The organism is Collinsella sp. TF07-1, from assembly GCF_003437235.1.
GTDB lineage: Bacteria > Actinomycetota > Coriobacteriia > Coriobacteriales > Coriobacteriaceae > Collinsella.
This window is the reverse complement of sequence record NZ_QSRV01000007.1, coordinates 41,699-64,037: the sequence shown is the minus strand read 5'-3', so window position 1 is coordinate 64,037 and position 22,339 is coordinate 41,699. Positions and strand designations below refer to the sequence as shown.

Genomic DNA, 22,339 nt, shown 5'->3' with positions numbered 1-22,339 from the left:
CGACGCCCTCTTCCTGAGACTCTTTCAGTTGCTCCAAGAGATCTTTGTTAATAACGTCCATGCAGAAACCTCCTCTATCTAATCAGTTGTAGTATATCTGCTTTCATGCAATTATCAACCAACTTGTTTAATTGCTCCTCGCTTGTCGATAGTCCCTCTTTTTTCAAAATGTCGCGCACCTCGTTCTTAGTAATCGGCTTTTCAAACAACGAAAGCAAAGCGAACGAAAAATCATTAACCGCACACATTCTATGGGTGGCACAACTCAGCAGTACTCTTAACCCCTCTTTTGAGCGTCCGACTTCTTTAACAAACGAACTTTTAACCAATTGAAAACCATTATCGTGCATTACATAATCGGCATCGATATTTGTATTCAGCAATCCATAATGCAACAGTTCTTCTATCGCCCTTGTCAGCTCGAGGTCGCCCTGATCAAGAATAAGAGAAATGCTACAATCGGCCTCCAATAAACGGGCCAACTTATGGTATACCAACTGGGAAACAGCATAGACATGATGGTATTCAGAATTATAGAAGTAGGCAAATGGCTCAACGAGCACGACAGAGGTCTTGGAATCCAGCCAGATTCGATCGGCTGGATTTAGACTAGTTAGCCGTCGCTTTACTTTGGTCAAATGTCCCTTATACCTGACAGCGTGAATAGAATCTAGGATCCAGGTCACCTCTGAAATATGAAGCCGCTGGGGCAAGTCAATTGTGTCGCTACCGTTTATGACCTCTTGCATATAAAAATCAATATGATGCTCATCAGATAAGGATTTTGCTTCATTTAAAGTTAAACCAGTGCCTGAAACATAATCCACTTCGAGGCGCAAATCCTCATATTGGGACTTCGGCATTACAGAGACACCATACTTATCGGGATGATTCCAAACATCCGACCCCATAACGAGACCAAAATTCGTAAATCCTCTCGTGGAATATGGAACACCACATACCTGTTTTGAATAATTCAAAACATTCTCTGTATAAGCTAAGGTGTTCAGAGCCTCTTCTTTAGTTTCGGTCGGAAAGCCAATCATAAAAAATAGATGAACAGGAATACCCGCATTGAGACAATCATGGACATTGCGATCAATCCAATCAACTCTCGTGTTCTTCTTCATTAGATCAAGAACTCTTTGGTTGTATGACTCGAGGCCAAACTGAATCTGCCTACATCCACTTTGGTATATCTTGTTAAAAACTTCTGTACTTAGGGTTGGAGAGAACCTCGTTTCTCCATGCCAGAAAAACGTTTTTCCCGATGCGTTTATTTCATCCGCGAGTTGCTCCATTCTTTTGCCTTCGAATGTTTCATCCACAAAAGAGAAAACTCTCGTGCCGTATTTTTCATTTAACCGACACATTATTTCAAATACTCTCGATATAGGCATCTTTCGGTAACAACCACCGGTAGCACCGGGAATGGTGCAGAAGGCGCAATGATTAAAACACTGCCTAGAGGAATAAACCGGCAATATTAACTCAGGCATGAAGTATTTAGAAAGGGCGAAGCCATCGAAATCGGGAACTGTATCGTTGATAAATGTTTGCTCAATCCGATGGTTTTTATATATCTTTCCACCTTTAGCATGGCAAAGGTTTGGAACACAGTCGAGATTGTCATCACCAGAGTCAAGAGCCTCAAGAAGACGTGCAAGCGGCTCTTCGCCGTCATACATCATTATCGAATCAATGTATTCAAAAAAGGGATGCCATTCTTTCATGCAGTCATCTGCTAAACGAGTAATGTAATTGCCGCCCAATGAGACGTGTTTAACAGATGGACATTCTTCCTTAATCAGTTTCGCTAACGTAACTGCAGAAATCAATTGGAAACAGCCGCTCACCGAAATCCCAATAAACTCGAATTTTTCCCTCTGAATACGCTTAAGAAAGGCAGTTTCATAGAAGGAAATAAACGGATTATGCAAGGTATCCGCAAGCGATTTCATTATTTCTGGTGTCGAATAATAATCATAGGGCAGATCTATGGAGTTGAACGTGTATTTAACTCCATATGAGACGTGATTTATGATATAGAGTGCATTTCTAAAAATGTTTTCAGCATATTGTCTTTCTTTTAGATTAAAGTATCTCTTCGATCTGAAAATATCTTTTGCCTCGTCAACATTAAGTGCCGACTTTTGTATCAACTCGATTGTTAATTGAACATTCGAACTAAACGAATCCTTTGATTCCCGATACCTTTTACAGCACTCTTCGACATGTCTAAAAGATAGGAGGTCATCGTAAAATTCCACGTTTAAGTCAACAATGTCAACTTTGTATTGTTCAACCTCTTGAAGATATGACTTCAAAACAGGCAAGGCAAGATACGGCCCCACTGGACTCCATCCTGGGGGAAATACTAAAAGCGTTTTAGGCATATCAACGTCACATCTTTCGCAAATAATTCAATTGAAACACAACTACCATCATAATTGAAAATACACCAAGTCCTGTAACGAGAATTGAGAACATCGCGATGCTCGTGAACAGCGAAACAAGAAGTGTTGAAATAACAACAGCAACCGATTGCAAAGACTCCCTAATTGAAAACAGGCTTATCGATTCAGATCCGTCTCTCGCCAAATCCTGCAGCGATGTTATGAGAAGCACATCTTGAATGGCGTTTCCGGCACCGACGATAAAAAGGAAAATAAACGATATCCCAGACGCATAGCGATAGCCAAACGCCAGATACGCACCGAGCGCAAGATACGTCACAAAACAATATGATTTAACGCAATCGGAACCACTGATTAAACGACCATATATTGTATTTCCGAACAACAGTCCGATTGTAAGACTACTCTGAAGGAATCCGTATTGTATCGATGACGAGTCAAATTGCAATTGCGCTATAGCTGGCAAAAGAGAATTCAGAGAGCCGAATGCCACGCCACTAGAAATATCGATTAATAGGAAACCAATTGCCAAGTGCTTCGCGCTAAGATCACTAAATGCAGTCCTGTTTTTTTCATTTTTGCTTATTCCCTCTTTATCATTAACCTCGATAACCGACGGAACATCTCGCAGCAACCAGAACGACGCGGCAAAAGAAAGCGCGTCTAATGCAAGAACAGCCTCCGCCCCAAATTGAGCGACAACAAAACCGCCGGCAACTGGCCCCAGAACCATCATCAAATTCTGCAGGAACCCAAACGAATTATTAATTACGTCGCGATTGATACTATTCGTATTGGCTCTTAACAACGAGTAAAAGCAGGGCATTTCTACCGTTCGGCAAAGCGATACCGCGCACGTAATAGCAAACATACTCCATTTACTATCAACAAAAATATAGCAAACGAATAATCCCGCGCGAATTAAGTCTGCCAATCTCATGGCCTGCAGTGTCCCGATACCCATCTTCTGAGGCAGCTGCGCGAGCGCAACTGAAAACAGAGAGGGGGCAAATCTGCAGCAGACCATCAAAGCAGTTGCAGAAACATCGTGAGTTACCTCGTAAATCAGCATTGGCAAAGCAATATTCGCACACCAATTGCCTATTTCGCTTATCCCTCTAGCAATATATAGGACCCGAACCGGACGGCTAGCTCTCAATACCGTGAACATCACGATTAACCTCGTATTTCAGGCCTCGTTCATCCCTTAATAGGAATCCATAATCAACCAAGTACCGCCTCAACACGGCATAATCAGGATAGAGCTGTGACAGCACACGATTAACCTGAAGCTCCGTATAACTTGTATTTAATTCAAAGAAAGAGACGGCCCATAGCAGCATGATTCTTTTATAGCTTTCCTTTTTTGGAATTGAAACCAGCTCGCCATTCTTGAGAAATCGTTTTTTAAAGTCTATTAGCTCATCCATTCACATCCTCCATTTCATACGCATCTAATACTAAAAATGCATACGCTTTAGGTCATCGCATTCAGCTTCTTTATTCGAACTAATCTAAATAATTTGCTCAGACACTCTTCGAAAGCTCGTTTTTCACTCTGAGTAAAATGCCCTTCCCAGTCAGTCCACGAACAGGAAGGCAACTCACAACGAGCGGAGTCGAAGCCCTCTGCCGTCGGTCGCTCAAAATGCACGATAACCTTTTCAATATCGCCATCTGTAATCAGGTCAGAATGAATGACCTCGGTTCCATCTTCGAATGTCATATACGGGTACATCACGTAAACCACCTCGCAAACATAAATCCAGTTTAGCATCAAGCTATTGCACCAAAGACAGCAGGCCCCCTTGATGAGTTGATGGTATCTGTTAAATGTCACGTATGATTCACATCTGGTGGGTACCCTGATGGCTACACGAAACGAAGCAGATTTACACCGGGAGGACCCCGTATGACAACCAAGTACACCGACGCGCCGCGCACGCGCGTCATGACGCCGGCATCGCTCAACAACGGCGTGCACGAGAACCATTCCATCGGACAGACCATGGCCATCGCGCCCAAAAAGGGCCTGTTCGATGACATTTCCATTCCCCAGATCATCGCCGGCGCCGCAGCTGCCGCCACGAGCGTGGCGCTTGCCTCCAAGATTGGTATCGCTGGTTCAGTAATTGGTGCCGCCGTGAGCTCGGTCATCACCGTTGTGTCCTCGCAGGTCTACCGCCACTTTATCTCTGCCAGCGCCGAAGCCCTCAAAGGTACGCACGCCGCCGTCGACTACCCCGCCGGCGCCTATGAGCCCGTTGAGCTTAATGCCGAGGAGCACCTGGGCGGCGCCGCGACTACGCAGGAGATGCGTCAGGTCGCGGGACGCGCGACCACGGCGCGCGTCGCCCCCAACAGCCTGCGCGCCAAGGCGGCGGAAGAGCGCAGCCAGACGCAAAAGAAGGTCATCATCTTCTCGATCGCCATCGCCATCGTCGCGGTTATCGCCTGCGCCGGCGCCATCCTTATAACCACCGCCGGTGAGGGTCTGGGCGAGCGCCCCGAGCCAATCCTTTCGTCGCGCACGACCGAGAGCGATGCAAATGACAACACCCAGTCTCAAGATCAGCAGACGCAGACGGACGACACGCAAGACAGTTCCACCTCTGCCAATTCGTCCTCGAACACCCAAGACCAATCGCAGGGCACCGATTCCTCTACGGCCAACAGCGGCACGCCATCCGGCACGGCCGACTCAAGCCAAACGACTGACGGCTCTCAACCGAGCACGGGCGACCAGGCGAATGGCAATACACCGAGTACGGGATCTACCGACAACAGCAACACCAACAGCTCGAGCGGAACCGCGTCCGGCACGGCATCTGACAGCTCAAGCCAAGGCACGACATCGGGCAACTAGGCACTGCATCCCCAGATAGGCAACCTGTACAACGGGCACGAATCGACAGCGGTTCGCGCCCGTTTGCCTTGGGCGCCGCCATGGCGAACGCTCTGCGATGGTAAGATGCTTTACATATGTAAAGAGGAGATTTGCCATGAGCAAGACAATAGTTAGGCCCACGCTTGCGCTGGGCAACCACATCTATCTGTATCGCCTGCTGCGCGATGCGATTGGATGCGGCAAGCAAACGTTTATGACACAGGTCGAGGAGACACTCGCCGCTGGCGATATGACCGCTTATGACCTGGGCTTCGAGTCCACGCGCGAGCTGCTCGAGGAACTCGACGACTGCATTAAGCTGACCGTCTTTAAGGGCGGACGTCTGTATGCCACCGTCATCGCCAATGAGGCCTGGGATGCTGCCCTTGCCAAGGGCGAGGACAAGCCCAAGGCCGCCAAGGGCGCCAAGCAGTCCTACAAAAAGAAAAAGCGCGGCGAGAAGGACCTGAAGGCCGTGCGTCCCAAGCACGTTAAGCGTCCCGAGCCCGAGTCCGTGGCCGAAGTCGCTCCGGAGCCCGAGCCCGAGGTAGAGGCTGAAGTCACTGCTGAAGTAACGGCAGAGGTCGAAACTGAAATCGCTGCCACGACCGAGCCCGAAGTCATGGCTGAGCAGGAAGCCGCCGTTGAGCTCAACGAGGTTCCCAAGTCGAAAGCCGAAGAAACCGCCGGCCAACCCGAGACGCCTGCGTTCCAAAACAGCGATGTCTTTGGCGACAACGCCGAGGACGACCAGTCCGACGAGCCCGCGAATCAAGACGCTACCGAGGCGACGCCGGAACCCGAGACGCCGCAGCCCGCCATCTCGCTCACGGTTGTCTATGACCCCGAGAACGCCAACGCCGGCATCACCACCATGGTATCCACGCCGGTCGAGGCCAAGCCGAACGTCGAGGCAGAGGACACTCCGCAGGCCGGTGCCAAAACCGGGACCGAAGACACGTCCATCTCCGTGGAACCGACAGATTCCATAGCTAAGCCAGAAGCGGCATCTGAGTCTGCACCTGTCATTGAGTCCGCATCCGCACCCGCCTGTGACCAGGCTCCCACACCTGCACCGACTCCGGTCCCCAATTCAGCACCGGCCCCCGCTCCCGCAGCACCGACCATCCCCGGGGACTTCCCCATCGATTTCGCGACCGAGGTCTTCTGCCCTAGTCCGCTGCTGCACCAGCTGTCGACTTATCTCCCCTACGGCGCCGACACCCTCGGCATCGTCGGCGAGTACTACTGGATCGCTCGCGAGCGCGGTACCATCGAGGCTGGCCGTAACCGCGCGAGCTTCCCCCTGCGCTACACACAGGCCGGCAAACGCCACGAAGTCACCGTACGCATTCGCCGCAACACCACCGGCGGCCTCGGAGCCACCTGGGCCATCGACAAGGTCGAAGCCCCGGTCGAGTAAAAAACGGCCTCGGATAGCCAATTGACCATCCGAGGCCGTTTGAATTCAGGCCTTTTAGTTGTCATCGGCGCATATAGACACCAGAGAAGCAAGCTCATCCTCAAGTTGCGGAGCAAAGTATCTAAAAGAAACCTGCGCTCCAGTCGGTATCGACTCAATCATATTCGCAGCATTATCTGAAACTCGGTACGATGCAGTTTCACCTGTCTTCAAATCCTCTATTGAGCAGACAGCGTCTTCAGCATCAATCGACCTAAGCACGCCTTTTCCTTGTAACATCACATCGGCATGCCCGCCAGCTATTTCTAATGAACCTGAGTCTGTCGCAGTCACTTCTCCGGAACCTCCGCGCGATATCTCTTCCTTTGTTGAACAGCCCACCAATGAAGCCATCAGCACCAAAGACAGAGCTAGACGAATCGCCCTACTTCGAAAAAGTCGTTCCATAAGTCCACGCATAATAGCTCTGATCATACTTCAGGAAGGATAAAGATGAATTCCAGCCGTCCGCTATGCCAATCATCTGCCTTGTCTCTCCAGTTTTCTTACCAGTAAGTGTGGCGTAAGCCTCCGCTGTTACAGAATGGGCTGATCCGTTGTACAAACTCGCATGTAAAACATTCGGTCTATTAGAGTTAATCTCATTTTGAATGCTCGCGATAGCCGGAGAGGAGACAGTGCGGGCGATAAGAGTACTTCCTCTGCTTGCGCAGTAATTTGTAAACCCCGTTGCACAGGTTGATATCGGCGTTCCGCCCAAAACAACGCCGGGAACAGTCTGTTCTTCATCGGAAAGAGCATGGGTATTGGTGTAATTCCATATCTGCATATATTGCGAAGGGTCGCTATATAAATTGGCAATGCCATACAGTTCCGCAACGTTCGAAAATGCTGTCACCATACAAGCATAGTGGGCAGTAAGCCTCTTAATCTCGCTTTCATCATATGACATAAACTGAGAAATGGAACGAAATCCAGATACTGTGTAATCCTGCATTTGAGTTGCGTAAATTACGACATCGTTCCAGCTTGAAGGTTTATTCGATAAAACGACAGGCCGTCCTTCTATGGAAACAGCCGGGATTGTTCGTCCGCAATTTGTTGTTATTGAACCGTCCAAAGATTGCACACCGAATTCGAATGGATTGATCATTACGACTGGGTTATTGAAAGAATAAGACTCAACACCAAGATCTCCTCCCCGATCCATAGGGCTGACTAAGCCATCTCCAAAACGATATCCCGTAAGTATTTCATCATCTGAAGCATCTAAAACCAAATAGCCCGCGGCTCTATTGAATGTCACAACCGGAACAATGTAGCCAAGCGGGGACCCATCAACGTCTACAAAAGGAATAGGGTCAGAAGGCGTATACGAAGAGCCGAGGAGTCCCTTTATATATTTATCGGCAAGCTCTTGCGCAATTTCTGAAGTAAATTGTATCTGCTCACCATCAATATTGCCCGTCGAAGCAAAAACCTCTTTCGGACGTGCGGCCAAGGCGACAATTGAAGACGCGACAAGTTGCAGAAAACGACGACGCGAAAGCATATGTTCTTCTTTCTAGAGGATAGAGGAGCGACTTATAAGATACTCCTATTCTATAACCTTTTTTGTAACGTTACAGCACTGGTTATATTTCAATTCGATTTGCTTATGTCCTTGTAACCCAATACGTCTTTACGTTTTAAACGGAATTAGAAAATCACTCATAGCAAAAACGGGCTTTAATCCCAAAGAGATGACTTTGATTATGAATCAAACCAGCAGCCAGGGCATAGCTGCAGTGCAATTGCTACAAGAAAGGCCGCCCTTGCTGGCGGCCTTTCTACTTGCTACTAGTCACGCGTGAGCTTGCGGTGAATACGATGCGGCTGGGCTGCGTCCTCGCCCAGGCGCTCGATGCGGTTGGCCTGATAGGCCTCGAAGTTACCCTCAAACCAATACCAGTTGCCCGGGTTCTCATCGGTGCCCTCCCACGCCAGGATGTGCGTGGCAACGCGGTCCAGGAACATACGATCGTGGCTAATGACCACCGAGCAGCCCGGGAACTCGAGCAGCGCCGCCTCGAGCGAGGACAGCGTCTCGACGTCGAGGTCGTTCGTGGGCTCGTCGAGGAGCAGCAGGTTGCCGCCCTGCTTGAGCGTAAGCGCCAAGTTCAGACGGTTGCGCTCGCCACCGGAGAGCACGCCGGCGCGCTTCTGCTGGTCCTGACCCTTAAAGCCAAAGCTCGCCACATAGGCGCGGCTCGGGACCTCGGTCTCGCCGACCATCATGTGGTCCAGGCCGTCCGAGACGACCTCCCACAGGTTCTTGTCGGAGTCGATGCCGGAGCGGTTCTGGTCGACGTAGCTGATCTTGACGGTCTCGCCCACTTCGAGCTCGCCCGAAGTCAGCGGCTCCAGGCCCACGATGGTCTTGAACAGCGTGGTCTTACCGACACCGTTGGGGCCGATCACGCCCACGATGCCGTTGCGCGGCAGGGTGAACGAGAGGTCGTCGATGAGCACGCGACCGTCGAACTCCTTGTGCAGGTGATGAGCCTCGAGTACCTTATTGCCCAGACGCGGGCCCACAGGAATACGGATGTCGGTCCAATCGAGCTTCTGGCTTGCGCGTGCCTCGGCCTCCATCTCCTCGTAGCGAGCCAGACGGGCCTTGTTCTTTGCCTGACGGGCCTTGGGCGAGCTGCGCACCCACTCGAGCTCGGCCTCCATGCGCTTGGCGAGCTTGGCGTCGCGGTTACCCTGAGCCTCGATACGGGCGGCCTTGGTCTCCAGATACGTGGAGTAGTTGCCCTTGTAGGGATAAAGGTGACCGCGGTCGACCTCGCAGATCCACTCGGCAACGTTATCCAGGAAGTACCGATCGTGTGTGACGGCAAGCACCGCGCCCTGGTAGTTGTGCAGGAAGTGCTCGAGCCACAGGATCGACTCGGCGTCCAGGTGGTTCGTGGGCTCGTCGAGCAGCAGCAGATCGGGAGCCTCGAGCAGCAGCTTGCACAGGGCCACGCGGCGGCGCTCGCCGCCGGAAAGCACGTTGACCGGCATGTCGGAATCGGGCAGCTGCAGGGCGTCCATGGCCTGGCCGAGCTTGGAATCGATATCCCAGCCGTCGGCGGCATCGATCTCGTCCTGGAGCTTGCCCATCTCGGCCATGAGGGCGTCCATGTCGCAATCCGGGTCGCACATCTCCTCGCCGATCTTGTTGAAGCGATCGACCTTTGCGATCATGTCGCCAAACGCCATGCGCACGTTCTCGGTGACGGTCTTGTCGTTGTCGAGAGGCGGCTCCTGCTGCAGAATGCCCACGGTGTAGCCGGGAGTGAGCCTGGCATCGCCGTTGGAGACCTCCTCGATACCGGCCATGATCTTGAGCAGGGTCGACTTGCCCATACCGTTGGGGCCCACGACGCCGATCTTGGCACCGGGATAGAAGCTCAAGGTCACGTCGTCAAGGATCACCTTGTCGCCATGAGCCTTGCGAGCCTGATACATCTGGTAGATAAACTCCGCCATTTGCCTGTTTTATCCTTTCTACCTGCTGTTTCCCTATTCTTGTTTTCGTTTTAGTGGAAACGAAATGAGGTAACCAGCTCTGAAACTAAACGAAAAAGGGGCATGGTTGCCCACACCCCCTAATACTACCTGGGAAAAGTCCCCCGGAACATACTATGAACTGCGTACGCTAGTTTTCCGCAACCTTAACGAGCGGCTCGCTGCGATTTGCGCCACAACAGATACGAGTAGACGTAGACGGCTCCAACCGAACCAAACGCCAGAACCGCAATCACCGCGGCGACGACTTCACTCGAAAGCACGCTGCCTGCCACGCCCATCACAATCAGGCCAATACCCAGCACCATAACGCAGGCGCCGCCAAAACGCTGCGTACGGCGCCAGTTCTCGGGATCGGCAAGCGCCCAAGGTGTCTTGATACCGAGCGTATAGTTCTGCTTCACACGCGGCAAGTAGTTGCCTACGCCGATGAACAGCAAACCGACAACACCGGAAATCAGCACGTTAACCGAACCGACCGCCGGCACCACGCCCCAGACCGTAAGCTCTCCCAGCCAGCTTATGGCGCACATGAACAAGGTGAAGGCGATTACGAAGCCCTGATAGAACTTGCCCGAGGTTCGATATGCCTCGCCTTTGGGGTCGATGCGCGGCACCACGCAGAACATTGCGAGAAGCGCCAGAGGCAGCGCGCCGAGCGCGGAGGCCATCCAGCTAGGACCCCAACCGTCGACGGCGCCGTTCGCGCCCCAGTGCGCGGGAATCTGCGCAGGCAAGCTCGGCATCACCATGAGGTGCGCTACGACATTGGCGACACACAGAGCGACCAGCGCAATCCACACGCGCGACGATACCCCCGTGGGGTGAATGCCCTTGTTTTCGTTATTCATCCTTATCACCTTCAGTGTTTGTAAAGCCCATAAACCAGCCAATTAAATCCTGCATGACGGTGGTGTTTAAGCTGTATACGATGTTTTGGCCATGGCGCTCGTCGGTCACCAACCCGGCATTTTTGAGCGTCGCCAAGTGATGGCTTAGCGACGGCTTACTGATATCGAAATGCTCGGCAAGCTCCCCCGCCGTGCAATTGCCCTCGCGCAGCAACTCCAAAATGCGCCGTCGCGTTGGATCGGCAAGCGCCTTAAAACCCTCTCCCGGCATAAGACCTCCTCTCATCATCTCTCATGACGCGCACACTATACTCGATATTTAGATGTTTGTCTAACTGTCTAATCTTGTACTCAAAAAAATAGCCGCCTCCGCGTAATGCGAAGACGGCCACTTCTCACGCTACAAACGTGTTTGGGAGTTGGCCAACCCGCTGCAACGGGTGCCATTTGCTTTATCTTATGCGAATCCCGATCCCATTTCAACAAACCCCAAGGGTTCAAATGGAATCGTAATAATACCTATAATGGCGATAGCTAAAACACGACCTGCTTCCCCATCGGAGGATATTTATGACCGAAACCACTGCCGCAGCCGCCATCGAGACACGCGACACCAAGCTCGAGATCATCATGGGCCGCGAGGCACTCGATAAGCTCGCCGATGCTACGGTGTTGGTGCTCGGCTGCGGAGGCGTGGGCTCCAACTGCTGCGAGGCACTCGCCCGCGGCGGCATCGGTCATTTCGTCATTCTGGACAAGGACATCATCGCGCCCAGCAATATCAATCGCCAGGCCATCGCCTTTCATAGCACCGTCGGCAAGCGCAAGGTTGACGTGATGGAAGCCATGATCCACGATATCAATCCTGCCGCCACCGTTATCAAACGTACCGAATACCTGCTGAGCGACAACATCGATGATTTCTTCGCGAGCGTTTTGGAGCAGACGGGCGGCAAGCTCGACTACGTCGTCGACGCCATCGACACCATCTCGGCCAAGCTCACCATTGCCAAATATGCTCAGGACCATGACATCCGTTTGGTTAGCTCCATGGGCGGGGCCAACAAACTCCATCCCGAGTGCCTCCGCTTTGCCGACATCTTCGATACGGTACGTGACCCCATGAGCCGCATTATGCGCAAAGAATGTAAGAAGCGCGGAATCAAGAGCCTACACGTACTGTTTAGCTGCGAGGAATCGGTTAAGACACAGCCCCGCGATCCTTCCAACATCCACGAGCGCACCGAGCTGGGAACCGCCAGCTTTATGCCGCCCATCATGGGCCAGATGATCGCCGGCGAGGTTATCCGTCAGATCAGTGGCCGCGGCACCGAGCGCGTGCGCGCCGATGGCCAGCGCCTAGACTAGCGGAGCGCGCCGAGATGGAGCCCCGGTTATTTGATGCACACTGCCATCTTGATCTAATGGCTCACCCGGACGCCGTTGCCGATGAGGCAACGGCGCTGGGCCTGATTCTATTTGACTGCGGCGTCGATCCGCACGACTTTGCACGCGCCAAGAAGCGCGCCTGCGGCCGTTCAAATATCTTTGCCGGCATCGGCCTCCATCCCTGGTGGCTCGCCGACGGACGATGTGGCAACGCTGAAATCAATCTGCTTTGCGAAGTCGCTGCACAAGAACGCTTGATCGGCGAGGTCGGGCTCGACTTTTCCGCTCGTTTTTCCGGAAGCGAGCCGCTACAAGTACAGGCATTTGACCGGCTCTGCGATGCACTCGTGCAGCACCCTCTTGCCGGGCGCGTGATATCAATTCACGCTGTTCGTTCGGCAGGAACCGTACTGGACGCCCTTGAGTCATATGGATTGCTCACCCCAAGCCCCAACTCCCCCGCCGTCATCTTTCACTGGTTTAGCGGTACCTCGAACGAGTTCGTCCGTGCGCGAAACGCAGGCTGCTATTTTTCCGTGAACGAGCGTATGCTCGCCACCAAGCGCGGTCGCGAATATGCCCGACAGATTCCACTCGACCGTCTACTGCTCGAGACCGATGCGCCGGCCGAGCCAAACACAGAAACAAGTGTGCAATCGCTCATCAGATCGCTCGCAAGGACCTCGATGCACATTGCCTCACTCAAAAACTGTGACGCAAAGCGCATCGAGTCGGTAGTTTTAGCAAATGCGCACTCTGTTTTTGACCTTCGCTAACCCCTGTGGGCAAAAATGCCAAGGGACATGCGAATCGCACAACGCAGTCCCTATTGGCAGGCAGTACAATTCGGCAGCATTACACCAATTCGTGCATGAGATCACGGTTGCGTGCATACAATTCGTCAAAGATATGACGACGCGACGCATATAGCTCGTGGGCATCCATATCGGGCACGATTGTTTGTGCAACGCCAAGGACTTGGGCGAGTTCATCCCATGATGCATAGGCGCCACCTGCGAGAGCTGCCATGATGGCATCACCGAAGCATGCGCCCACCGTAACCTTGGCAACCGAGACCTCGCGCCCGCATACGTCGGCGATAGCCTGCATCCAAACTGGATTCTTGGTTCCACCTCCGACAAGCATAATGCGCCCAATTGGCAGTCCATGCTCTCGCTCGATAATGTCGACATGGGATGCAACGGTATACGCGACGCCTTCCAAGGCGGCGCGAACCATATGGGCTCGCGTATGCCTTCCGGTCAGGCCAAAGAAGACGCCACGTGCCTCGGGATCGTTGAGCGGAGTACGCTCCCCCGCAAAGTACGGCAGGCACAGGAGCCCATCGGCACCCGGCGCCACATCGGCGGCATCATGCGCCATGACCGAATATGCATCGGGGCCACCGTGGCCCTCGGCCTCCACGGCGTCGCGATACAGCTCTTGGCGCAGCCACGATGTGAGTGCACCCGCCGTATTGGTCCCCGCGCAGATCCCGTAAGTTCCGGGAATGATAAACGTCCCTGGCCACAGGCGGGCATCATCGACCATATGATCAGCTAGGTAGATGAAATACGCCGTGCTCCCCAACTGAACCATCATATCGCCGGGACGAAATACACCCGTCGAAATGGCCTCGGCACCAGAGTCGCCCGTTCCCACTAAGACAGGTGTCCCTGCCGCGAGCCCTGTCGCCTCAGCCGCGCGCTGCGTAATCGCCCCGGCAATATCGGTAGCCGACATTACCTCCGCCATCTGGTCAGGCCGGCAGAAACGAGCACATTCCCGAGCATCAACCCTCCAAGTGTAGCGGTCGTATAGGGGAAGAAAATCCTCCGCCAAGTAACGGTCCACCGTAAAACGCCCCGTCAACTTTGCGCATAGAAACGATGATGCCGTCAGGAACTTCGCGGCACGTTCGTGCACCTCGGGCATATTCTCCTTAAACCATAAGATCTTAGGAGCAATATCTGATGAGCAGGGATCGTGCCCGAAAAGTTCGCGTGCGCGACCTGACCCATATTCGGAAAGGAGCTCGTCAATCTGCGGCTTCGAACGTGCATCGACTCCATACAAAATCGCGGGCGCCAGCGCGTTGCACTCGGTATCGACCGGCACACAGTCGCAACCCAATGCGGAAAGGCCCACGCATCCGATCTGCGCCGCGTTAACCCCCGATCGCATCACCAGCTCGCGCGACAAGCGGCAAAAATCGCCCCACCAAACTGCCTCAGCATCATGCTGGTACCATCCATCACACGGGTTGTCCGTCTCATGTCCACAAGAGGCTTGGCAAACGATGTTGCATCGATCATCGATTAAAACGCCTTTAGAGGCGCTTGTCCCAATATCAATACCCAGATAGAGCGCCATAGGTGCCTACTCCCCTCGCGCCGTACGAGCGGCAGCCATAAAACGAACCACTCGCTCAACATCAATCGGGGCATCCAGCTTTCCGTCGCGCTTTAAGCACGTGCCGACAAACGCGCCATCGTAGTGAGCAAATACGTCAGCCACGGTATTTTCGCGACAACCGGTGCCACATACCACGGGCACTTCGCCAACACGCTCGCGGACCTCGTCGGCAAGCTCGCCCGAAGCGCCACGACCGGCAGCCGAACCGCCGATGACCATCGCATCCGGTAGGCAATTAAAGAGAAGTGAATCGGCAATGTCCGCGGTCGTGCGGTCGTTGAGATAAACCTCGCCCTCGCTCGTGATGAAGTGAAAAAGCTTGAGGTCGTCCAAGCGCAGCGCCGCCTTGCGACGCATGGTGTGAGCGAAATCTCGGTTAATCAGCCCGAGATCACCGGCCCAGGCACCGCAAAAATTGCAGCGCGTGAACTGCGCGTCGACGGCAGCGCACAGCTCGATTGTGGCATCACCATCGTAAATTGCCTCAGCTCCCCAAGGAGTCGACAGATCATGGGACAGAGCCCCGATTACATAGCCCATCGATGCAAGGGTTGAGGGAGAAACATGCTGCTCATAGGGCATCGAGAGCTCATTGGTAATCAAAATGCCATCGACACCGCCCTGCTGCAACGCCTCGAGATCGCGCTTGGCGGCTTCCACGACCTGCGATACGCTTCCGCCCGGGTAATACAGCGGATCGCCCGGCAGAGGACGCAGGTGCAGCATTCCGATAACCGGCTTTTCGTTCTTGAACATCGAAGTTAGAAACGACATAACGTGCTCCTTCATAGGGTTATTGCAGGGACGTTACTCCCCCAGCACCTCGACGTACACTTTTCGCTTCTGCGGACCGTCAAACTCCGCAAGATAGATGTTCTGGGCACTTCCGCACACGATGTGGCCATCTTGGACGGGAAAGAAGCAACTGTTTCCACAAATCATGCTCTTGATATGCCCACAGGAGTTGTTACCGGTGGCTCCGTAGCTCGGCAGGAAGTGTGCATGCGCATAGGGGGCATCGAGTGGGGCGATGCGATCAAGCGTCTCCATAAGATCCGTCTCCACGCAGGGCAGCCCCTCGTTTACCACGATTCCGCAGGTCGTATGCGACAAAATAATCGCCGCCAAGCCATTGGTCACCGAGCTGCGTTCGATGGCAGCGTGCACGTCCTCGGTAATATCGATGAACTGGTCCGGAGCAGTCGATAGATAGCTCAATGTCTCGAGCGTCACCATGTTCACTCATCCCCTTCAAGAAAACGCAGGGCATTGCCCCAGTAGAGCCTTTCTCGCGCATCATCGCGCATGGGCACGGTATCGAGCGCCCGCTTGAGTTTGAATGCACGGAAGCGCGGCGTATTGCTGGCGAACATCACTTGGTGCGATAGCGCGCGCTCATACCACAGCGGCCCCATATCGACCGTGAAAAGACGCTGCATCATCTCCTCGGGCGAATCGATGTAAGTGATAGAGGTGTCCACGTAGCAGTTGGGATACTTGAGCAGCATCGCCACGGTCTCGCGCACCCAGGGCCAGCCAAAATGGGTCAAACTAAAACGCACATTTGGATGCGTTGCGATTGTGTGCTCAAATGCAAGCGGGTTACTGCGCGAGAGCTCTGCGCCCGGCTCCCAAGACATACCGGCATGGAAAACCACCGGCTTGTTATAGCGCTCGCACAGTTCGTAAAGCGGCTCGGCCACAGCATCATCGGGGGCAAAACCCTGCTTTGCAGGATGCAGGCAAAGCCCCTTTGCCCCCAACTCGGTAAAGGCGCGCTCCAATTCGTCTGCGGCACCGCTCACCTGCGGGTCTACGCTCGCAAATCCCCACAGACGATCGGGATGTGCGGCAACCAGCATGGCAATCTGGTCATTGGTGCCAAAGTGCCCTCCGCATGCCGTGGTTACATCGAGCGGCATGAGCACGCTCTTCTGCACATCGCAGACGTCCATCTCGACTTGAAGCTCATCCCAATCCATGGGGCCCATATGCCCCATACCAAATTCTCGTGACCAAAAACCGAATCCATCAGGCTCATCACCCGGCGTACAGATCTCGCCGTAGAGCATAGGATGGACCAACATGTCGATAACCATTTCGTACTCCTTTCCAGGCATTTGACCCTAGTACGGCTCAAACGAACCAATCACTCGGGACGACAGCTCAGCGCCTGCCTTCATACACGCCGGAATATCAAGGCCATCGATCACGCCCTTGGTAAACCCGGCGATATACGAGTCGCCGGCACCCACGGTATTAACGACCTTCTCCGCCGGCACGATCCCGCACTCATAGAAGCGCTCACCGTCATAGGCAATGCTTCCCTTCTCGCCAAGCGTGGCAACCGCAACGCGCGGCCCCAATTCCTGCGCGTGACGTACCCAGTCCCGCAGCTCCGGAGTGTCATCTTCAAACGACATAAATGCGTAGTCAACGTAGGGAAAATGATTCTCGCAGGCATATTCGGGATCCTGGCTGAACACCGAGAAGTCCATAACCACCGTCTTGCCCGCATCATGCCACTCGGGCAGGAGGTCCAAACAATTGCCAAACAGGTCGGTATGAATGATGTCATGCTCTAGGATAAACGCCCGGTCATCTTCATTCGGACGATATGTCTCCATTACGCCATCGATTGCCTCGAGATGCACGCGATCGACGCCGTCTTTCAATGCCATGAGCATCACCGAGGTGTCGCCATCCTCCACCCGCAGATGAGAGATATCAAACCCCTCGGCGGCCAGCGCCTCTCTCATCTTGTCTCCGTACTCGTCCTTGCCGACAACCGACACGGCGGATACCGAAACGCCCATTCGTGCAAGATGGATACCCCAGTCAATGCCATTACCAGTCGGATAGAACACGCCGATGTTTTGATAGACGTCCGCACAGCAAAAACCAGCCGCACACGCTTTAATACCCATGGTCTTCTCCAATGTTCAAAAGGGGACCCACCACATGGCGAGCCCCCTTTTCGCGTTTCGCTTATTGTTTTGCATCGGCTGTCCAAGGCCTCATAGCCAGACCGCCGTACGCTTTCTTAAGCTATTCGACGATTGGTGCTCCGTGGCCCCAAGAACCTTCCATGCCGCACACGGTCGAGGCAAATCCGGCAGCAAAGTCGAGCGCGCGCTCGATGGCCTCGGCGCCACCCTCACCACGCTTGGCGGAATCGAGATAGCACATCAAAAACGAGGTGAGGAACGAGTCGCCCGCCCCCATGGTGTCCTTCATGTCCGTTACCGGTTTAGCCAGCTGGCGGTAATAACGCTCGCCGTCGTAAGCGATGCAGCCCTCGGCGCCCGCCGTAGCCGACACAAAACGCGGACCCAGACCCTTCACCCATGCCAGACGCTCGCGAATCTCGTCCTCACTCGCGGCATCCGCCGCACTAAAGAAAGCAAAATCGACATAGGGCGCAATCTGCTCGTAGTACTCGTCGGTGGAGTCGTCCGAAAAGTCAAAAGAGACCGTGACGCCCGCAGCCTTCAACTTGGGCAGCTCGCGCTCGGTGAAGCAATAGTTGCCCGAATGAACCACATCGAACTGCTCCATGTACGAAAGGTCAAAGCGATCGAGAACATAGCGCGCATCGCCACGGATACCGCCCTCGTTGGAGCCGAGGAAGACACGGTCACCGTCAACGACGGTCACGCGAGCCGCTCCGTTCTCGCCAATCATCTGCTCGCACTTGTCAAGCTCGATACCCTCATCCTCGAGGCTTGCAATGACATGCTCGGCAGCGGCGTCATTGCCAAAAATGCCCATGTATGCAGAGCGTGCGGCACCGCATTTCTTGGCATAAACGGCGAAGTTCACCGCATTGCCGCCGGGATACATGGTGTGGATATGCTCGTAGCGATCGACGACGTTGTCGCCAAATCCGAGCGCGTTAACGTTAAATGCCATGGCCTTTGCCCCTTCTAGTACTCGACAACACCCATATAGCGACGGAAATCGGGATCGTGATCAAACACCTTGCCGCGTGCAGCACGCAGCTCGCAGTTCATGGCGTAGAACAGCACCGGGTCCAGATAGGCACGGACACTCGCCGGCACGGCTTCCATACCGTACTCCTTGGCATCGAGCACCATCAGCGTATCGGTATGCGTCTTAAGGAACGCAAGGGCGCGCTCGTCCATAGCACGGCACTCGCTGGAGCCCATCTGCAGGAAGTAAAAAACGCCATCCTGAGTAGCCTCGAAGGGGCCGTGGAAGTACTCGGCAGAGTGGATGTAGCTGCAGTGCTGCCACTGCATCTCCATAAGAGAGCAGATAGCGAAACCGTAGGTCTGGCTAAAGTTGGGACCGCTGCCCAGAATGTAGAAGAACTCGTGCTCCTGGCAAAGCTTGGCAAAACGATCACCTAGCTCGGCATTTACCTTCTCACGTGCCGGGGGAAGAATCTTATCCATCTCGGCGATACCGGCATACATATCGGCAAGATCGGCGTAGCCCTCCTGCTGATCGAGCAGCTCGGCCGCAAGCGACAGCGAAATGCCAGCGGGGACCTCGGCCTGCGGCACGCCCTCGCCCCACGGGTAGACCCACGTGGTCCACTTGCCGGAGTCAATCTTGGATCCAGCGTTGTCGGTCTGGGCGATCACCGTAGCGCCGGCAGCAAGGGCAATCTCGCAGCCCTCGACGACCTCGGGGGTGTTGCCACTGTGGCTGCAAGCAATGACCAGGGATTTCTCACCCAAGCGGCGCGGGCGCATGATATCAAACTCGCGAGCCGTATAGATATACGAAGTGAAGGTGGTTGCCTCGCGCTGCAGAAGCTCATGAGCCGGGATCAAATCGATCATGGAGCCACCGCAAGCAATCCAGTAGACGCTGTCGAACTTGCCCTTCTCGGCAATTGCCTCTTTGATCAGATCGTGTGCGTTCATATCCAGTTCCTTTCTTGTTTGGTCCGCAATCAATGACGTTGGCTGCGTGGCCGATAGTTGTTTTAGTCAATCAGATATTTCTCGAATGCGGCCATGTTCTTGGCATCTGCCGCCGCCGGGTCATCGTAGTAACGCCCGTCCGTGATTTCCTGGCCCAGCATGCCATCGAAACCATGGGCATTAAGCGTGGCGACGAAGGCGTCCATATCGTGCTTGCCATCGCCCCACACCAGATGGCCATACGGGTCACCGTCGATAAAGTGCATCTCGTGAATTGCCCCATCACCAAAGGCGGCAAACCAGTCCTCGAGCGTCTCGCCCGCAACGCCCATCGCGGTTGTATCAACCATGGGCTGTAAGTACGGGCTCGCGACCTCGTCAATCATGCGCTTCGCATCGGAAACCGTCGTTACAAGGTTGCTCTCCTCGGGACGCAGGCTTTCCATCGTAAGCACCAGACCGTGCTCACCGGCATACTCCGCCAGAATGGACAAGTGCTCGCGGCTGCGCTTCCAGGCTTCCTCGCGGTCCTCGTCCCAGTCGCCCCAGCCCGAGTTGACGGACATACGGTCGCACCCAAGTACCTCGGCAAGCTCAATGCCGTGCTTAAAGTACGCCAGGCTGCGCTGTTCATGCAGCGGTTTGCGTGCGCAGTACTGCCAAGGATAGACAACATTCTCGGGGCACAGAGTACGATACCTAAGCCCACGGTCTGCAGCCTTTTTCGCCAGGACCTCAGCCTCAAAGTAGCCCGTGTGGTCGAGCGTCACATGCGGCTCCGCACACCACAGCTCAATGGACTCAAAGCCCAAACGCTGCTGCACATCAAGGAAGTAATCGAGCGACCACATGATGTAGTGGATATTCATGCCCGCAATCTGTTCGCGGCGCAGCGTCGGTTTGGATTCAGACATCTTATGCCTCCTTATTTCGATCGAACACGATTTGTCCGTCCGACATCGTCATATCAACCGAAAGATCGCGTGCGTCGCGATAATCGAGGTCGAACACATCCCGATCGAGCACGCAGATATCGGCAAGCTTGCCGACCTCAAGCGTACCCAGTTCGTCTTCGCGCATCAGGTCGTACGCGCCCCCGGCAGTCCAAGCGCGCAAGAGCTCGACAAGCGTCAGCGCGTTGACCTCATTCACGGGCAGTCCGTCGTCGAAGTATCCGCCGCACGCACTGTAGATTGACTCGCCCAAGCTCGGAATCAACAGCGGTAAATCCGTGCCACAGCACACTGTGCATCCGGAATCTTCCATGCTGCGGCGATTCCAGCTATGCAAAAGTCGCGTCTCGCCAATTTGTCGACGCATCATCGACAGGCAGTCCTCGCGCCTGTCTAGCGTCAAAATCTGCGGATAGACCTCGCAAATTCCACCTAACTTGCCAAACTCGACAAGATCGGTCGGGTCAGAGTTCTCGAGATCGGTAATCGCATGGCGGCGAAGCATCCGTCCATGCTCGTCTCGAGGCAGCGAGGCATAGAGCGCCACGGTGCGGCGAACGGCGCCATCGCCCTGGCAATGCAAGGAATATCGGAAGCCGTCAGCATCAATTGCACGCAGCTCGTTCTCAATCAGATCCCACTCGGGCTCTTCGACAACCGTCTTGCCGGCAGCTCCCGCATCGGCCGTGTCCTCATAGGGGTCTATCATCTCGGCAAGCCCCGCCCATACGCCGCGATCGGTCATACGGTTGAAGCCAGAAAAACGAACGAACGGTCCCCGGAAGCGCTCTCGCGCCTCGCGGGCATATGCCAGATTTGCACCGGCACCCACCGGCTGCGACATCATAGAGACACGAACCGTCAGCTCACCAGATTCCTCACGGCGAGCCATTTCGTCGGCAAAGCCGTAGTAGTCATCAAACGCCATCTCCTTGATGGCGGTAACGCCGCGCTCGTTAAGCATGCTCATGTAGTCCGAATACCCGGCGCGCACCTCGGGTAGCGCGAGGAAATCGCTCATCATGCGCCAGATCTTCTCGGCATAGCACGCCTGGGGTGTAAAGCCGTATCGCGCACTGGCGGCAGCATTGAGAACGCAGGTCTCCGCACCCGGTGTAAAGCAGACGACAGGGATATCGCCAAAACAATCGTCAAACACAGCTGCCGTATTTGCGTTCTCGGCATCCGATGCCAACGTTTCGGGCATGTTGTGGCCAAAAGCCGCCGCACAATCCGGATGATCATCTTTCCATGCACGCAAGAGCGACACGGCCTCTTTGGCATCGGCGACGCCGGATAGATCAGACCCCAACGTCCGCAGCGCCCAGCCCGTATAGAAGGTATGCACATCGATCAGGCCAGGCATGACGGTGCGGTCGCCCAGGTCAACTACCTCGTCCGCTTGGGTCAAATACGAAGCTACCTCACACTTGGCGCCAACAGCCTCAATTCGATTGCCACGGACCGCTACGAAACCTTCAAACGGCAGGTCCCCCGTACCAGTAAAGACGCTCTTAGACGTCAGGACCGTCAAACGATCAGACATCACAA

22 protein-coding genes are annotated in these 22,339 nt (G+C 54.3%); 4 read left to right on the top strand and 18 right to left on the bottom strand.

What is annotated here, in order from left to right:
- Positions 1-74: 74 nt before the first annotated feature.
- The 4 genes from DXC67_RS04305 to DXC67_RS04290 are packed head-to-tail and all read right to left on the bottom strand — an operon-like array spanning position 75 to position 4,155.
- A complete protein-coding gene (locus DXC67_RS04305; protein ID WP_117637486.1) occupies positions 75-2,396 on the bottom strand; it encodes a radical SAM protein in 2,322 nt (773 codons plus the stop codon).
- A 7-nt stretch (positions 2,397-2,403) separates the two neighbouring features.
- Complete coding sequence (locus tag DXC67_RS04300) at positions 2,404-3,588, bottom strand: MFS transporter (protein WP_082435530.1); 1,185 nt, start codon at positions 3,586-3,588, stop codon at positions 2,404-2,406.
- The gene (locus tag DXC67_RS04295) at positions 3,566-3,847 is read right to left on the bottom strand and encodes a DUF2087 domain-containing protein (RefSeq protein WP_055251466.1); all 282 of its coding nucleotides are present in this window, start codon (positions 3,845-3,847) and stop codon (positions 3,566-3,568) included. Before DXC67_RS04295 ends, DXC67_RS04300 begins: the two co-directional genes overlap by 23 nt.
- A gap of 47 nt (positions 3,848-3,894) precedes the next feature.
- Complete coding sequence (locus DXC67_RS04290) at positions 3,895-4,155, bottom strand: hypothetical protein (RefSeq protein ID WP_117637512.1); 261 nt, start codon at positions 4,153-4,155, stop codon at positions 3,895-3,897.
- A 174-nt stretch (positions 4,156-4,329) separates the two neighbouring features.
- Between DXC67_RS04290 and DXC67_RS04285 the strand changes: the two genes are divergently transcribed.
- Positions 4,330-5,283, top strand: coding sequence for a hypothetical protein (locus DXC67_RS04285; protein WP_117637485.1), 954 nt, complete (start codon positions 4,330-4,332; stop codon positions 5,281-5,283).
- A gap of 136 nt (positions 5,284-5,419) precedes the next feature.
- Entirely contained in the window at positions 5,420-6,727 is a 1,308-nt protein-coding gene (locus DXC67_RS04280) for a hypothetical protein (RefSeq protein ID WP_117637484.1), read from the top strand.
- 54 nt (positions 6,728-6,781) lie between these two features.
- Here the strand turns inward: DXC67_RS04280 and DXC67_RS10295 are convergent, their stop codons facing one another.
- From DXC67_RS10295 to DXC67_RS04260, 5 genes are all read right to left on the bottom strand, one after another.
- A complete protein-coding gene (locus tag DXC67_RS10295) occupies positions 6,782-7,120 on the bottom strand; it encodes a hypothetical protein (RefSeq protein ID WP_147346212.1) in 339 nt (112 codons plus the stop codon).
- Between the two features lie 31 nt (positions 7,121-7,151).
- A complete protein-coding gene (locus DXC67_RS10290; RefSeq protein ID WP_147327747.1) occupies positions 7,152-8,279 on the bottom strand; it encodes a hypothetical protein in 1,128 nt (375 codons plus the stop codon).
- Positions 8,280-8,566: 287 nt separating this feature from the next.
- A complete protein-coding gene (gene ettA, locus DXC67_RS04270) occupies positions 8,567-10,246 on the bottom strand; it encodes an energy-dependent translational throttle protein EttA (RefSeq protein ID WP_117637482.1) in 1,680 nt (559 codons plus the stop codon).
- A gap of 185 nt (positions 10,247-10,431) precedes the next feature.
- Entirely contained in the window at positions 10,432-11,136 is a 705-nt protein-coding gene (locus DXC67_RS04265; protein ID WP_117637481.1) for an SdpI family protein, read from the bottom strand.
- Entirely contained in the window at positions 11,129-11,407 is a 279-nt protein-coding gene (locus DXC67_RS04260; protein WP_022094448.1) for an autorepressor SdpR family transcription factor, read from the bottom strand. The genes DXC67_RS04265 and DXC67_RS04260 overlap by 8 nt, the downstream gene beginning before the upstream one ends.
- Positions 11,408-11,706: 299 nt before the next feature.
- On the opposite strand from DXC67_RS04260, the gene DXC67_RS04255 reads away from it, so the two are divergent.
- Entirely contained in the window at positions 11,707-12,504 is a 798-nt protein-coding gene (locus DXC67_RS04255; protein WP_117637480.1) for a ThiF family adenylyltransferase, read from the top strand.
- 14 nt (positions 12,505-12,518) lie between these two features.
- Entirely contained in the window at positions 12,519-13,301 is a 783-nt protein-coding gene (locus DXC67_RS04250; protein ID WP_117637479.1) for a TatD family hydrolase, read from the top strand.
- A 79-nt stretch (positions 13,302-13,380) separates the two neighbouring features.
- Here DXC67_RS04250 and DXC67_RS04245 read toward each other — a convergent pair whose 3' ends face one another.
- The 9 genes from DXC67_RS04245 to DXC67_RS04205 all read right to left on the bottom strand — a co-directional run bounded on the left by DXC67_RS04245 (position 13,381) and on the right by DXC67_RS04205 (position 22,334).
- A complete protein-coding gene (locus DXC67_RS04245; RefSeq protein WP_117637478.1) occupies positions 13,381-14,898 on the bottom strand; it encodes an FGGY-family carbohydrate kinase in 1,518 nt (505 codons plus the stop codon).
- Between the two features lie 6 nt (positions 14,899-14,904).
- Positions 14,905-15,714, bottom strand: a complete 810-nt coding sequence (locus DXC67_RS04240; RefSeq protein WP_233503156.1) for a BtpA/SgcQ family protein — start codon at positions 15,712-15,714, stop codon at positions 14,905-14,907.
- 33 nt (positions 15,715-15,747) lie between these two features.
- Entirely contained in the window at positions 15,748-16,176 is a 429-nt protein-coding gene (locus DXC67_RS04235) for a secondary thiamine-phosphate synthase enzyme YjbQ (protein ID WP_006234356.1), read from the bottom strand.
- Between the two features lie 2 nt (positions 16,177-16,178).
- Positions 16,179-17,039: an amidohydrolase family protein gene (locus tag DXC67_RS04230; RefSeq protein WP_233503155.1), complete on the bottom strand. Its 861-nt coding sequence runs from the start codon at positions 17,037-17,039 to the stop codon at positions 16,179-16,181.
- 27 nt (positions 17,040-17,066) lie between these two features.
- The gene (gene frlD, locus DXC67_RS04225) at positions 17,067-17,867 is read right to left on the bottom strand and encodes a fructoselysine 6-kinase (RefSeq protein WP_117637477.1); all 801 of its coding nucleotides are present in this window, start codon (positions 17,865-17,867) and stop codon (positions 17,067-17,069) included.
- 121 nt (positions 17,868-17,988) lie between these two features.
- Positions 17,989-18,852, bottom strand: coding sequence for a PfkB family carbohydrate kinase (locus DXC67_RS04220; protein ID WP_117637476.1), 864 nt, complete (start codon positions 18,850-18,852; stop codon positions 17,989-17,991).
- 14 nt (positions 18,853-18,866) lie between these two features.
- A complete protein-coding gene (locus DXC67_RS04215; protein ID WP_022094440.1) occupies positions 18,867-19,835 on the bottom strand; it encodes an SIS domain-containing protein in 969 nt (322 codons plus the stop codon).
- A 62-nt stretch (positions 19,836-19,897) separates the two neighbouring features.
- Positions 19,898-20,749 carry a sugar phosphate isomerase/epimerase gene (locus DXC67_RS04210; RefSeq protein WP_117629752.1) on the bottom strand — a complete coding sequence of 284 codons (852 nt, stop codon included), beginning with the start codon at positions 20,747-20,749 and terminating at the stop codon, positions 19,898-19,900.
- A 1-nt stretch (position 20,750) separates the two neighbouring features.
- On the bottom strand, positions 20,751-22,334 hold the full coding sequence (locus tag DXC67_RS04205; RefSeq protein WP_117637475.1) for an amidohydrolase: 1,584 nt from the start codon (positions 22,332-22,334) through the stop codon (positions 20,751-20,753).
- Positions 22,335-22,339 lie beyond the last annotated feature (5 nt).

Excerpts from the sequence above, each read along its gene's own strand:
- DXC67_RS04265 (WP_117637481.1), bottom strand. The coding sequence starts at position 11,136 with ATGAATAACGAAAACAAGGGCATTCACCCCACGGGGGTATCGTCGCGC.
- DXC67_RS04230 (WP_233503155.1), bottom strand. The coding sequence starts at position 17,039 with ATGGTTATCGACATGTTGGTCCATCCTATGCTCTACGGCGAGATCTGT.
- DXC67_RS10295 (WP_147346212.1), bottom strand. The coding sequence starts at position 7,120 with ATGGCTTCATTGGTGGGCTGTTCAACAAAGGAAGAGATATCGCGCGGA.
- frlD (WP_117637477.1), bottom strand. The coding sequence starts at position 17,867 with ATGGGTATTAAAGCGTGTGCGGCTGGTTTTTGCTGTGCGGACGTCTAT.
- DXC67_RS04290 (WP_117637512.1), bottom strand. The coding sequence starts at position 4,155 with ATGTACCCGTATATGACATTCGAAGATGGAACCGAGGTCATTCATTCT.
- ettA (WP_117637482.1), bottom strand. The coding sequence starts at position 10,246 with ATGGCGGAGTTTATCTACCAGATGTATCAGGCTCGCAAGGCTCATGGC.
- DXC67_RS04245 (WP_117637478.1), bottom strand. The coding sequence starts at position 14,898 with ATGGCGCTCTATCTGGGTATTGATATTGGGACAAGCGCCTCTAAAGGC.
- DXC67_RS04305 (WP_117637486.1), bottom strand. The coding sequence starts at position 2,396 with ATGCCTAAAACGCTTTTAGTATTTCCCCCAGGATGGAGTCCAGTGGGG.
- DXC67_RS04260 (WP_022094448.1), bottom strand. The coding sequence starts at position 11,407 with ATGCCGGGAGAGGGTTTTAAGGCGCTTGCCGATCCAACGCGACGGCGC.
- DXC67_RS04280 (WP_117637484.1), top strand. The coding sequence starts at position 5,420 with ATGAGCAAGACAATAGTTAGGCCCACGCTTGCGCTGGGCAACCACATC.
- DXC67_RS10290 (WP_147327747.1), bottom strand. The coding sequence starts at position 8,279 with ATGCTTTCGCGTCGTCGTTTTCTGCAACTTGTCGCGTCTTCAATTGTC.
- DXC67_RS04235 (WP_006234356.1), bottom strand. The coding sequence starts at position 16,176 with ATGGTGACGCTCGAGACATTGAGCTATCTATCGACTGCTCCGGACCAG.
- DXC67_RS04295 (WP_055251466.1), bottom strand. The coding sequence starts at position 3,847 with ATGGATGAGCTAATAGACTTTAAAAAACGATTTCTCAAGAATGGCGAG.
- DXC67_RS04250 (WP_117637479.1), top strand. The coding sequence starts at position 12,519 with ATGGAGCCCCGGTTATTTGATGCACACTGCCATCTTGATCTAATGGCT.
- DXC67_RS04210 (WP_117629752.1), bottom strand. The coding sequence starts at position 20,749 with ATGTCTGAATCCAAACCGACGCTGCGCCGCGAACAGATTGCGGGCATG.
- DXC67_RS04300 (WP_082435530.1), bottom strand. The coding sequence starts at position 3,588 with ATGTTCACGGTATTGAGAGCTAGCCGTCCGGTTCGGGTCCTATATATT.
- DXC67_RS04220 (WP_117637476.1), bottom strand. The coding sequence starts at position 18,852 with ATGGCATTTAACGTTAACGCGCTCGGATTTGGCGACAACGTCGTCGAT.
- DXC67_RS04215 (WP_022094440.1), bottom strand. The coding sequence starts at position 19,835 with ATGAACGCACACGATCTGATCAAAGAGGCAATTGCCGAGAAGGGCAAG.
- DXC67_RS04255 (WP_117637480.1), top strand. The coding sequence starts at position 11,707 with ATGACCGAAACCACTGCCGCAGCCGCCATCGAGACACGCGACACCAAG.
- DXC67_RS04205 (WP_117637475.1), bottom strand. The coding sequence starts at position 22,334 with ATGTCTGATCGTTTGACGGTCCTGACGTCTAAGAGCGTCTTTACTGGT.
- DXC67_RS04240 (WP_233503156.1), bottom strand. The coding sequence starts at position 15,714 with ATGTCGTTTCTAACTTCGATGTTCAAGAACGAAAAGCCGGTTATCGGA.
- DXC67_RS04285 (WP_117637485.1), top strand. The coding sequence starts at position 4,330 with ATGACAACCAAGTACACCGACGCGCCGCGCACGCGCGTCATGACGCCG.